This window comes from Citrobacter sp. Cf132 (assembly GCF_030333885.1).
GTDB classification, from domain to species: domain Bacteria; phylum Pseudomonadota; class Gammaproteobacteria; order Enterobacterales; family Enterobacteriaceae; genus Citrobacter; species Citrobacter freundii.
The window spans coordinates 68,037-81,226 of sequence record NZ_JAOWFA010000049.1 but is presented as its reverse complement, the minus strand read 5'-3'; the positions used below and the strand labels follow the sequence as shown (position 1 = coordinate 81,226).

Here is a 13,190-nt window from a genome sequence, read left to right as displayed (position 1 = left end):
GATTAACGTACCTTCAGCGTTGCCAGGCCAATCAGCACCAGCATCAGCGAAATAATCCAGAAGCGCACAATGACGCGCGGTTCCGGCCAGCCCTTCAGTTCATAGTGGTGGTGAATCGGCGCCATACGGAAGATGCGCTGTCCGCGCAGCTTAAAGGAGCCAACCTGCAGAATGACCGACAGCGTTTCTACAACAAATACGCCGCCCATGATTACCAGCAGGAACTCTTGACGCAGCAGCACGGCAATAATGCCCAGCGCGCCACCCAGCGCCAGCGAACCTACGTCACCCATAAAGACCTGCGCCGGATAGGTGTTAAACCACAGGAAACCTAATCCCGCGCCGACAATCGCCGTACAGACGATCACCAGTTCGCCTGCATGGCGTAAATAGGGAATGTGCAGATAGTTGGCAAAGTTCATGTTACCGGTAGCCCATGCCACCAGCGCAAAACCCGCTGCTACGAACACGGTCGGCATAATCGCCAGGCCATCCAGACCATCGGTGAGGTTTACCGCATTGCCCGTACCCACAATCACGAAGTACGCTAGCAGAACATAGAACAGACCCAGTTGCGGCATCACGTCTTTAAAGAACGGCACCACCAGCTCGGTAGCTGGGGTGTCTTTACCGGCGAGGTACAGCGCAAAGGCTACACCCAGCGCAATCACCGACATCCAGAAGTACTTCCAGCGGGCAATCAGGCCCTTGGTATCTTTGCGCACCACTTTGCGGTAGTCATCGACAAAACCGATAATGCCGTAGCCAATCAATACCACCAGCACGCACCATACGTACGGGTTCGACGGATATGCCCACAGCAGTACGGAGATAACTATCGCGGTGAGGATCATGATCCCACCCATGGTTGGCGTACCGCGTTTACTGAAGTGCGATTCCGGACCATCGTTACGTACGACCTGTCCAAAGGACATTTTTTGTAAGCGGGCAATCATGCGCGGGCCCATCCACAAAGAGATGAACAGCGCGGTCAGCAGGCTGACGATGGCGCGAAACGTCAGATAGGAAAAGACGTTAAAGCCGGAATAATATTTGACCAAATGTTCGGCCAGCCAAACTAACATGTCCCATTCTCCTGTAATGCGCGTACTACCTCTTCCATGGCGGCACTACGTGAACCCTTCACTAAAATCGTCATGACCTGATGTTCTGCAATCAATGCTTTAAGATGCGCGGCCAGCGCACTTTTATCCGCAAAATGTTCGCCAACGCCACTGGCGTCGCTAATTGCCTGACTCAGTTTTCCCGTACTCAATACACGGTCGATGCCTGCGGCTTTCGCAGCAACCCCCACCTGTACATGGCATGCTTCGCTTTCTGCGCCAAGCTCTGCCATATCGCCAACGACCAGTACGCGATAGCCCGGCATTTCAGACAGCACCTGCACCGCTGCGGTCATCGAACCGACGTTCGCGTTATAGGAGTCGTCCAGCAGCAGCTGATTTTCCGCGAGTTGAATCGGGAACAGACGCCCCGGTACCGCTTGCAGATCCTTCAACCCCGCTTTGATCGCCTCGTGCGTCGCGCCTACCGCCATAGAGAGCGCCGCCGCCGCAAGGGCGTTAGCGATATTATGGCGACCCGGTAACGGCAGCAGGACATCAATGCTTCCGGTCGGCGTTTGCAGAGAAAATTCCGTGCCATGCGAGGTCACATGAACGTTGGTCGCCGAAAAGTCGCTATTGGCTGCATTCGGGGAGAAACGCCAGACTTTGCGATCGCCGATGATGCTTTGCCAGTTCAGCCAGTCGTTGTTGTCGGCATTCATAATGGCGATACCGTTCGCTGACAGACCGGTAAAAATCTCACCTTTTGCCTTCGCAACGCCCGCCAGAGAGCCGAAGCCTTCCAGGTGCGCGGCGGCCAGGTTGTTCACCAGCGCCGCTTCCGGACGCGTCAGGCCGACGGTCCAGGCGATTTCGCCCTGATGGTTGGCACCGAGCTCAATCACGGCATAGTCGTAATCGTTGTTTAAGCGCAGCAGCGTCATCGGTACACCGATGTCGTTATTCAGGTTGCCCGCGGTATATAGGGTGTTACCACACTGGCTCAGAATGGCAGCCGTCATCTCTTTGACGGACGTTTTACCGGATGAGCCGGTCAGCGCGACAACGCGCGCCGGAACCTGGGCGCGAACCCACGCAGCCAGTTCACCAAACGCCAGACGCGTATCGTTAACAATCAGCTGCGGCAGGTTGGTGTCCAACGGGCGGCTGACCAACAGCGCACCGGCCCCGCTCTCTTGCGCTTTGTCTGCAAAATCATGGGCATCAAAGCGTTCGCCTTTCAGTGCCACAAACAGGCAGCCCGGCGTCACTTTACGCGTATCGGTTGTTACGGCATCAAGGGTCAGATCGGCCCCTTTCAATTCGCCACGGAGGATCTCCGCCAGTTGGCTGAGCGTTACGCTAATCATGCGATAACCCCCAGCAGACGCGCTGCCGTGACGCGGTCAGAATAATCGAGGCGCTGTGAACCAACGATCTGGTAGTCTTCATGACCTTTACCGGCCACCAGCACCACATCATTTTCTTTCGCCTGCATAATGGCGTTTGTCACCGCTTCTGCGCGACCTTCCATCACCTTCGCCTGTCCGGCATCCAGCATCCCCGCCAGAATGTCGTTAATAATGGCGCGCGGCTCTTCGGTACGCGGGTTGTCATCGGTCACCACAACAACATCGGCAAACTGCTCGGCAATTGCGCCCATCAACGGACGTTTGCCTTTATCGCGATCGCCGCCGCAGCCAAAGACGCACCACAGTTTGCCAGTACAGTGCAAACGTGCCGCCTGTAGCGCTTTTTCCAGCGCATCTGGCGTATGGGCGTAATCAACAACCACGGTGGTTTTACCCGGCGCGCTGAACACTTCCATACGCCCGCAAACCGGCTGCAATTGTGTCGCCGTTTTCAGTAAATCAGCTAACGGATAGCCCAGTGCCAGCAGCGTTGCCAGCGCCAGCAGCAGATTGCTGACGTTAAACGCCCCCATCAGGCGGCTTTCAATTTCGCCGTCGCCCCATGAGGAGGTAAAACGAATCGTTGCCCCGCTGTCGTGATACTTCACGTCAACCGCTTTTAACCAACGACCGTGACAGTTCGGGTTGATGTGGTCTTCCATCGAAACGGCAACCGCATCCGGGAGTTTCGCCAGCCAGCGACGACCGACTTCATCATCCGCATTGACGATGGCCTGACCGCAATGGTGCGTGGAATACAGCAGCCATTTCGCGGCTTCGTAATGTTCCATGTCGCCGTGGTAGTCGAGATGGTCACGGCTTAAGTTAGTAAATACTGATGCGGCAAACTTCAGCGCCGCCACGCGATGCTGAACCAGACCGTGTGAAGAGACTTCCATCGCGCCAACCGTTGCGCCCTGCGCAACCAGCCCCGCCAGCACATGCTGGACATCAACGGCTGAACCGGTGGTATTTTCCGTCGGGATCACTTTGCCCAGCAGGCCATTGCCTACTGTTCCCATCACCGCGCTGGTTTCGCCAAGCAGTTGGCTCCACTGTGCCAGCAGTTGGGTGGTGGTGGTTTTACCGTTAGTCCCGGTCACACCGACCAGACGCATTTTCTCAGAAGGCTCGTGGTAAAAACGGCCTGCCAGTGCAGATAAACGTTCGTTAAGCTGACTAAGATAGATGACCGGAACGCCGTGCATTTCACGGATTTCACCATCAGTAGCTTCATCTTTCGCTTCTGCAATAATGGCAGCCACACCTTGCGCTATCGCCTGCGGGATATACCGACGCCCGTCCGCCTGATGACCTAATACTGCGACAAAGAGATCGCCCGATGCAGCCACACGGCTGTCAAGCGTCATCTCCCGCAGTGCTCGCTCCGGTGCACCCGGCACCCATGGAGCAAGAAGGTCGCGCAAATTACGATCTGCCACCTGTTGCCTCGCCTTGATTATTCACAAATTCATTTTTATCGCCCGTTGTCAGCGCATCCGGCTCGATGTTCATGGTACGCAATACGCCGCCCATGATGGCACCAAAGACCGGCGCGGAAACGGCGCCACCGTAGTATTTACCCGCCTGCGGATCGTTGATAACAACAACCAGCGCGAAGCGCGGCTGACTCGCAGGCGCAACACCTGCGGTATAAGCAATGTATTTGTTGATGTAGCGGCCATCCGGCCCTACTTTTTTCGCCGTACCGGTTTTAATGGCGATGCGATAGCCTTTAATCGCCGCCTTCACGCCGCCGCCACCGGGCAGCGCCACGCTTTCCATCATGTGCACCACGGTGCGTACGGTCGCTTCCGGGAAGATACGCTCGCCCGGAACTGGAGGGTCAACTTTGGTAATCGACAGTGGACGATAAACGCCGTAACTGCCGATCGTTGCATAGACTCGCGCTAACTGTAACGGCGTTACCATTAGCCCGTAGCCGAAAGAGAAGGTGGCCCTCTCTATGTCAGACCACCGTTGTTTTTGAGGATATAAGCCACTGCGTTCTCCGACCAACCCCAAATTGGTCGCTTTTCCCAGCCCAAAACGTGAGTAAGTATCTACTAACGCTGAGGACGGCATCGCTAACGCCAGCTTGGAAACACCGACGTTACTCGACTTCTGCAAAACCCCGGTGAGGGTTAATTCGCTATAACGTGCCACGTCTTTGATTTCGTGACCATTAATTCGGTAAGGGATAGTGTTGAGGACCGTATTTTCGCGTACCACACCGCGCTGCAGCGCGGTCATCACCACCATCGGTTTAACGGTAGAACCCGGTTCAAACACGTCGGTAATGGTGCGGTTACGCATCGCGTCTTTTGGCGTACCAGTGAGATTGTTCGGGTTGTAGGACGGACTGTTGGCCATTGCCAGCACTTCACCAGTGTTCACATCCACCAGTACCGCACTGCCTGACTCCGCCTTGTTGAACGCCACGGCGTTATTCAGTTCACGGTAGACCAGTGCCTGTAAACGCTCATCAATGCTCAACGCGAGGTTATGCGCCGCCTGGCTGTCGGTAGAGGAGATATCTTCAATGACGCGGCCATACCGGTCTTTACGTACAATACGCTCGCCCGGTTGTCCGGTGAGCCACTTGTCGAAGCTCTTCTCAACGCCTTCAATGCCCTGGCTGTCGACGTTCGTAAATCCGATGAGGTGAGCAGTCACTTCCCCGGAAGGGTAGTAACGGCGGGATTCTTCGCGCAGATGGATACCTGGCAGCTTCAGTTTTTTGATGTAATCAGCCATGTCAGGGTTTACCTGACGCGCCAGATAGATAAAGCGCCCTTTCGGATTCGCGTTAATGCGGGAAGCCAGTTGATCGAGCGGGAGATTCAGCGCGGTTGACAGCGCTCTCCAGCGTTCGCCAACGCTCACTCCGCCGGCATCATGTACTTCTTTCGGGTCGGCCCATATAGCTTTAACCGGAACACTCACCGCCAGCGGACGACCAGAGCGGTCGGTAATCATTCCGCGCGATGTAGACACTTCCTGGACGCGTAGAGAGCGCATATCACCCTGACGCACCAGCATGTCCGGCGCGATGATTTGCAGCCAGGCAACGCGACCCAGCAGAAAACCCAGTGCCAGCAAAATACAGCCGCACAGTAACGCAAAACGCCAACTGATAAAGTTGGCTTGTTCTTCCTGGCGTTTTGGTTTGTGCGTTTTTGCCGCTGCTTTCATGCGTCGCGTTTATCCTTATTTTTGTACTACGATATTTTCTTGTGAGGGATCGACATGCTGCATTTGCAGCTTTTCCGTTGCGATCCGTTCAACACGGCTATGGTCGCCGAGCGCGTTCTCCTCAAGGATCAAGTTACGCCATTCGATATCCAGCGCATCTCGCTCCAGGACCAGCTGCTCACGCTGCGCAGTCAGTAACCGCGTATGGTGCGCTGTTGTCACGACGGTAACCGCCGTCAAAATAATGCAAATGAACAGGCAGAGTGGCAGCTTCCCAAACCGCAAAAGATCGTCACCGATCACGCCAGGCAAGGCATGGCGCTCGTTGCTTCCTATCGATCCTTTAACTTTGCTGAGGGCTTCTGTCACTCTGCTGATCATGCGTTCGTCCTCTCTGCAATACGCAGAACTGAACTACGGGCACGAGGATTCTCAGCGACCTCTTCTTCACCCGGCATCATCTTGCCTAGTGCTCTTAACTCACGGCCGCCCAGTTTTTTGATCTGCGCTTCGGTCATCGGTATTCCAGCCGGTACCTGAGGACCACGGCTTTGTTCACGCATAAAGCGTTTCACAATGCGGTCTTCAAGCGAATGGAAACTGATGATCGAAAGGCGACCACCTGGAGCCAGCACGCTGAGCGAGCTTTTTAGCGCCTGCTCTATCTCCTCCAGTTCACTGTTCACCCAAATGCGCACCGCCTGGAAGGTACGGGTCGCGGGATGTTTGAATTTGTCCTTCACCGGCATTGCCGCCGCAATAACTTCCGCCAGTTCTTTGGTGCGGGTCATCGGTTCGATGCGGTTACGCTCCACGATGGCGCGCGCAATGCGTTTGCCGAAGCGCTCTTCGCCAAAGGTTTTAATCACCCAGGCAATGTCTGCTTCATCGGCGGTTTGCAGCCATTCGGCCGCTGACTGACCGCGTGTTGGGTCCATACGCATATCTAACGGACCGTCACGCATAAACGAAAAACCGCGCTCTGCGTCATCGAGCTGCGGTGAAGAAACGCCCAGATCGAGAAGAATCCCGTCGATCTTACCGGTCAGTCCACGCTCAGCGACATAGTCAGCCAGCGCAGAGAAAGGTCCATGTACGATGGAGAAGCGAGGATCGGTAATCGTTTTAGCAACGGCAATAGCCTGCGGATCGCGATCGATTGCCAGTAAACGCCCCTCTTCGCCAAGCTGGGAGAGGATCAGACGTGAGTGACCACCGCGACCAAATGTCCCGTCAATGTAGATGCCGTCTGGACGAATATTCAGGCCGTTTACGGCTTCATCCAGCAACACCGTTGTATGTTTATAATTTTCCGTCATTTTATAGAGACAAATCCTGCAATCGTTCCGACAACGCGCCAGTAACAGACTGCTCAGCGTCGATATCTTCCTTGACCTGTTGATACCAGGTCGTTTCATCCCACAGCTCAAACTTATTGAACTGCCCAACCAGCATCACTTCTTTCGTTAGCCCTGCGTGTTGCCGCAGAATAGGCGCTATCAGTAATCGACCAGCGTTATCCATCTGACATTCGCTGGCATGACCCAACAATAAGCGCTGTACGCGACGCTCAACTGGATTCATGCTCGACAGACGCGATAGCTTCTGCTCGATTATTTCCCATTCAGGCAGGGGGTACAGCAGCAGGCACGGGTGATGGATGTCAATGGTGCAAACCATTTGACCGGTAGCGCTCTCAAGCAGTTGATCCCGATAACGGGTAGGCACGGATAAGCGCCCTTTACTGTCGAGATTAACTAACGTTGCTCCCCGGAACATGCCAGTCTCACCCCCGATTACCACTTTATCCCACAAATTCCCACTTAAAGGAGTTTACGGAGCGGAGGAAAACCTTGTCAAGCAAGTCGCGGCGCTTAGCGGAGCAAAAAACCCATTGTTTACGGCTAATATCAGCGTTGAACAAAATCCGTACAGCAAACGAAGCAAATTAACGTCATGAATATTTGTAAGAAAAAAATCCAACAACTCATCATTGTTTAAAACAACTGAATATCATCAGAAGAAAATATAAAGTGTCAGTTTGCGACGCGAGCGGCATTTTAGGACAATATGCAGCGAGTTAACAGTACCAGTTAATCGGTCTGTACGCCGCGCAGGACCAAGGTAAGCACCAGATGGCCGCAATACGAGAGCAAAGTGTTTGTTAATTCGGCAAATCCACACATGCATGTAACAAAATAATACAACCGTAACGCGTCGTTACGTATCAATAACCCAAAAATGGATAGTTGCATTTTTAATTCGGGGTATTTCAAGAATACATTTCAGATAATTCTAAAGAATATTCTTAAATATAATGCGGTTATTTCTGAGAATAGAAAAACTGAAGACGTCAGAGGCTTATCCCGCCGACGTCATCAATTGAGGGAACTTAGTTACGGCTGAGAATACCGCGACGGTACAGATTACGCCGTATACGCGTTAAACCTGGTTTTGGTTTACGCGGTTCGTCCAGACTTGCCAGTACAATCTCCAGCACGCGTTCCGCGACATCACGATGGCGCTGTGCCACTGCCAGTACAGGGCACTGCAGGAAGTCGAGCAGTTCGTGATCGCCAAAAGTCGCAATCGCTAAATCAGACGGCAACTGCCCATCACGACGCAGGGTCACATCCATCACCCCCTGCAACAGGGCAAACGACGTGGTAAACAGCGCCTGAGGCATTGGGTGCGTTTCCAGCCATTTATCAAACAGCTGCGCGGCCGCTTCCCGCTCATAGCTGTTGGCGTACAGGAAATGGACTTCACGCGGATCGTCCTTCCACGCGGTACGAAAACCCTGTTCGCGCAGGAAACTGACGGATAATTCAGGAAGCGCGCCCAGATAGAGCACGGTTTCAGCAGGGAATTTACGCAGTTCCTCCGCCAACATTTCCGCATCATCCTGATCTGCACCCACTACGCTGGTAAAATGTTCGCGATCCAGTGCACGATCCAGCGCCACAATCGGGAATGAACTGTTTGCCCAGCGTTGGTAGAACGGATGTTCAGGCGGCAAGGAAGTCGACACAATAATGGCATCGACCTGGCGCTGTAAAAGATGCTCAATACAGCGCATTTCGTTATCTGGCTGATCTTCAGAGCAGGCAATCAACAGCTGATACCCACGTTGACGCGCCTGGCGCTCCAGATAGTTTGCGATCCGGGTATAGCTCGTGTTCTCAAGATCCGGGATCACCAGCCCGATAGAACGTGTGCGTCCAGCACGCAGCCCGGCCGCCACGGCATTCGGGTGGTAATTATGCTCGCGCACCACCGCCATGACTTTTTCAACCGTTTTGTCGCTTACGCGATATTGCTTTGCTTTGCCATTAATAACGTAGCTTGCAGTCGTTCGCGAAACGCCGGCCAACCGAGCGATTTCATCCAGTTTCACAATTGCCCCTTGCGTAAAATGTACAAACCATAACCTTTGTGATGGCATGGGTTAAATTTATTAACATCTAAGCGCAGAATAATGACTCCGGCAACCGCTTTTGTCTCTGGTTACCGCTGATTTCGCAAAAAAAAGCCCAACCTGAGTCGTTGGGCTTGCGAATTAAGAACCCGATCATGATTAACGCATGATTTTATCGCCGCGGGAAAGCCCCACCACGCCGGAGCGAGCAACTTCCACAATTTTAGCGACTTCACGCAGCGTTGCCAGAAACGCATCCAACTTATCGCTGGTGCCCGCCAGTTGTACGGTGTAGATAGACGGCGTGACATCGATGATTTGCCCGCGGAAAATTTCCGTGTTGCGTTTCACTTCTTCCCGGCCATAACCGCTGGCCTGGATTTTCACCAGCATGATTTCTCGTTCAACGTGAGCGCCCTGCCCCAGCTCGCTAACGCGCAGAACATCCACCAGTTTGTGGAGCTGCTTTTCGATCTGCTCAAGGACTTTCTCATCCCCTACCGTCTGAATCGTCATCCGCGATAAGGTCGGATCGTCGGTCGGCGCGACGGTCAGGCTTTCAATGTTGTAACCACGCTGGGCGAAGAGGCCAATAACACGCGATAATGCACCTGACTCGTTTTCAAGCAATACTGATAATATCCGGCGCATAATCAGGTCCTCTCCGTTTTGCTTAACCACATTTCATCCATCCCACCCCCACGAATCTGCATCGGGTAGACATGTTCACTACCGTCGACGGTGACATCGACAAACACCAGACGATGGTTACGCACATGTTCCAGCGCTTCGCCCAACTTGCTCTCAAGTTCTTCAGGCCGATTAATCTGGATACCGATATGTCCATAAGCCTCAGCAAGGCGCACGAAATCGGGCAGCGACTGCATGTAAGACTGTGAGTGACGCCCGGAGTAGATCATGTCCTGCCACTGTTTGACCATGCCGAGATAACGGTTGTTAAGGTTGAGTACCAGCACCGGCAGTTCATATTGCAGCGCCGTCGACAGCTCCTGGATATTCATCTGAATGCTGCCATCCCCGGTGACGCACACTACCGTTTCATCCGGCAAAGCCATTTTCACCCCTAACGCCGCAGGTAAACCGAATCCCATAGTGCCGAGGCCGCCTGAGTTAATCCAGCGACGCGGTTTATCGAACGGATAGTAAAGTGCGGCAAACATCTGGTGCTGGCCAACGTCAGAAGTCACATACGCCTCCCCTTTCGTCAGACGCCAGATGGTTTCAATCACCGCCTGCGGCTTAATACTTTCGCTTTGCGTGTCGTATTTCAGACACTGACGGGCACGCCAGTGCTCAATCTGTTGCCACCAGTCACGATTATCATCCAGCGGCTGCTGAGATTTCTCCTGCTCCAGTAGTTCGAGCATCTGATCCAGCACCAGGCGGGCATCCCCCACAATCGGAATATCCGCAGTAACGGTTTTGGAAATAGAGGTCGGATCGATATCGATATGCAGCACGGTCGCATTCGGACAATATTTTGCCAGGTTATTCGTCGTTCGATCGTCAAAGCGAACGCCAACGGCAAAGATCACATCGGAATGATGCATGGTCATATTGGCTTCGTAGGTACCGTGCATGCCCAACATGCCCAGCGCCTGACGATGCGTGGCCGGAAACGCGCCCAACCCCATGAGCGAGGAGACAACCGGCAGATTCAGCGCTTCAGCAATCTGAGCTAACTGCTCGTGGCAAGCGGCATTGACCGCGCCACCGCCCACATAAACAACCGGTTTCTTCGCCGCGACCAGCGTCTGCAACGCCCGTTTTATCTGTCCTTTATGTCCCGTCGTCGTCGGATTATACGAGCGCATACTCACCGAGTCCGGCCAGCTATAAGGCAGTTTCTTCGCCGGATTCAGAATATCCTTCGGCAAATCCACCACCACTGGCCCCGGACGACCGCTTGCTGCCAGCCAGAAGGCTTTTTTCAGCACCTGTGGGATATCTTCCGTTTGTTTGACCAGGAAGCTATGTTTCACCACCGGGCGGGATATACCTACCATGTCGCACTCCTGGAAGGCATCGTAGCCAATCAGCGACGTTGCGACCTGTCCGGAGAGGATCACCAGCGGAATGGAATCCATGTAAGCCGTTGCGATCCCGGTAATCGCGTTGGTCGCCCCCGGCCCTGAGGTGACCAATACGACCCCCACTTCTCCCGTGGCACGCGCAAGGCCATCAGCCATATGTACCGCCGCTTGTTCATGGCGGACCAGCACATGATCAATACCGCCGACCGTATGCAGGGCATCATAAATATCGAGGACGGCCCCCCCGGGATAACCGAATACCTGCTTCACACCCTGATCGATGAGCGATCGGACGACCATCTCGGCTCCAGACAACATCTCCATGGCTTGCCTCACTCTTATAATGAATTGCGGTTTAACAACACATTAACCGCTGACGATGACGCATGGCAATTGACTCCGAAGGGGTGGCACTGGAGTAAATAAGAATAAAAAGGAGGAAAGACGCGAATAAACGGAGAATTAAACCAGCATAAGCAATCAGTATGATAAATAATCGCTTAAAAATGGGGACTTACAGCGATTACTCTATTTTTTGACACTTTTGGACAGACGTAAAAAATAGAGTTCAGCATAAAATTTCAGTTATAAAGTTAAAAGCAGAATAAACAGGATGCACCGTCCGGTTTACTCTGCTAAATGCTACTGCTTACAAACGGAGACTAACAACTCTTCCATCCATTGATGTCCTTTATCCCGGCCTGCGGCTTCATGCCATGAAAGATAGCATGTGCGGCTGTTCAATTTTAACGGTAAAGGCAAGATCTGTAGTTCTAAAGAATCGGCAAATTCTTCTACTAACCAACGCGGCGCAATAGAGACCAAGTGCGTTTGCGACACAATATTTAGAACACTAATTAATGCCATGCCCTGATAAGCCACGCAGGATTGTTTATCCGGTGTGTCATACCACGGTTGGCTGAATGATGCGAAGCGATCAAGTGACACCACCGCATGCTGTTCATTATAGACATTGCTTTCCAGTAAAGGACCACTAATGCGCGGATGCTTTTTACTTGCCACTAACACCATTTCGTCATTGAATAACGGAATACTGGTAAATTCAGGACGTCGGAACTCTTCATAACTAATAACGAATTCAGTTTCCTGGTAACGTAATTGATGCTCTGTATTTTGATTGAGTGAAGATTTAAATACGACATGAATGTTTGGTGCAACTTGCTCAACTCTATTATAAATCAACGAGGTCAGAATATTATCCAATGGGCTGCATACGCAAAGATTGAATACGCGCTCGCTGCTGGCTGGCTCAAAACCCGATCCAGGCAGTTCATTCTGCACTAATTGCAATGCCTGGCGAACAGAACCAAATAGCTGGAAGGCTCTTGCTGTCGGCTGGATACCGCGTCCATAACGAACAAAAAGCTCATCATTAAACATAATTTTCAGGCGCGCGACCGCATTACTGACAGCAGGTTGCGACATCCCCAAAGTATGCGCGGCACGGGTAATGTTTTGTTCTTGCATCACCGCATCAAAAACGGTTAATAAATTAAGATCAACCATGCGAAGCTGTGGTTTCCCAATATCTATAATATTTGTTTTATCTGTTATTTTTACTTCTGGCATATTTAACTCCACTGTCACTCTAAACTCCCTTTTCCCAGACGGAGTGAAGAAATAATCTCCGTTAATATGATTTACCATACATATAAGATGAGAAAAAGAAAAAACATTAAAATTAGGAAAACATAAAGGCACAAACCTAAATGAACAAAGACCAATGCGATCGCAGTGTGGCTGGTGTCACTGCACGGTAATTCATATGTTTAAATTTCAAAAACAATATAACCATAAGCATGGCGAATATACAATCATACGTATCGTGAATGTGTATTTAAGTTTTAATTAAATGTTTATATTATTAATACATTAAAAGTTAACATTAATTTATCAATTTTGTGGTGTCACACTACCCATAGCCATTCATAATTACTATAAAAACAGATAAATCATTAAGATATGAAATCCCAAGAGCGACTTTTCCTTCAGTTCGCCGTTACAATAAATGCAAATAACTATG

General features: G+C 52.0%; 11 protein-coding genes. All 11 read right to left on the bottom strand.

The window, feature by feature from the left end:
• Positions 1–2: 2 nt before the first annotated feature.
• Positions 3–1,085, bottom strand: a complete 1,083-nt coding sequence (mraY, locus tag OGV85_RS07965) for a phospho-N-acetylmuramoyl-pentapeptide-transferase (RefSeq protein ID WP_003018774.1) — start codon at positions 1,083–1,085, stop codon at positions 3–5.
• Positions 1,079–2,437: a UDP-N-acetylmuramoyl-tripeptide--D-alanyl-D-alanine ligase gene (gene murF / locus OGV85_RS07960; protein WP_003018777.1), complete on the bottom strand. Its 1,359-nt coding sequence runs from the start codon at positions 2,435–2,437 to the stop codon at positions 1,079–1,081. Before murF ends, mraY begins: the two co-directional genes overlap by 7 nt.
• Positions 2,434–3,921, bottom strand: a complete 1,488-nt coding sequence (gene murE / locus OGV85_RS07955) for a UDP-N-acetylmuramoyl-L-alanyl-D-glutamate--2,6-diaminopimelate ligase (protein WP_003018780.1) — start codon at positions 3,919–3,921, stop codon at positions 2,434–2,436. The genes murF and murE overlap by 4 nt, the downstream gene beginning before the upstream one ends.
• Complete coding sequence (gene ftsI, locus OGV85_RS07950; protein ID WP_003018783.1) at positions 3,908–5,674, bottom strand: peptidoglycan glycosyltransferase FtsI; 1,767 nt, start codon at positions 5,672–5,674, stop codon at positions 3,908–3,910. The genes murE and ftsI overlap by 14 nt, the downstream gene beginning before the upstream one ends.
• Positions 5,675–5,689: 15 nt before the next feature.
• Entirely contained in the window at positions 5,690–6,055 is a 366-nt protein-coding gene (ftsL, locus tag OGV85_RS07945) for a cell division protein FtsL (protein WP_000625651.1), read from the bottom strand.
• Entirely contained in the window at positions 6,052–6,993 is a 942-nt protein-coding gene (rsmH, locus tag OGV85_RS07940) for a 16S rRNA (cytosine(1402)-N(4))-methyltransferase RsmH (protein WP_003018789.1), read from the bottom strand. The genes ftsL and rsmH overlap by 4 nt, the downstream gene beginning before the upstream one ends.
• Position 6,994: 1 nt before the next feature.
• Complete coding sequence (gene mraZ / locus OGV85_RS07935) at positions 6,995–7,453, bottom strand: division/cell wall cluster transcriptional repressor MraZ (protein ID WP_003018792.1); 459 nt, start codon at positions 7,451–7,453, stop codon at positions 6,995–6,997.
• Positions 7,454–8,066: 613 nt separating this feature from the next.
• Positions 8,067–9,071: a catabolite repressor/activator gene (gene cra, locus OGV85_RS07930; protein ID WP_003018794.1), complete on the bottom strand. Its 1,005-nt coding sequence runs from the start codon at positions 9,069–9,071 to the stop codon at positions 8,067–8,069.
• Between the two features lie 180 nt (positions 9,072–9,251).
• A complete protein-coding gene (gene ilvN / locus OGV85_RS07925; RefSeq protein ID WP_003829566.1) occupies positions 9,252–9,743 on the bottom strand; it encodes an acetolactate synthase small subunit in 492 nt (163 codons plus the stop codon).
• 2 nt (positions 9,744–9,745) lie between these two features.
• On the bottom strand, positions 9,746–11,470 hold the full coding sequence (gene ilvI / locus OGV85_RS07920; protein WP_003845729.1) for an acetolactate synthase 3 large subunit: 1,725 nt from the start codon (positions 11,468–11,470) through the stop codon (positions 9,746–9,748).
• A gap of 318 nt (positions 11,471–11,788) precedes the next feature.
• Positions 11,789–12,736 carry a transcriptional regulator LeuO gene (leuO, locus tag OGV85_RS07915; protein WP_032948523.1) on the bottom strand — a complete coding sequence of 316 codons (948 nt, stop codon included), beginning with the start codon at positions 12,734–12,736 and terminating at the stop codon, positions 11,789–11,791.
• Between the last annotated feature and the right edge of the window lie 454 nt (positions 12,737–13,190).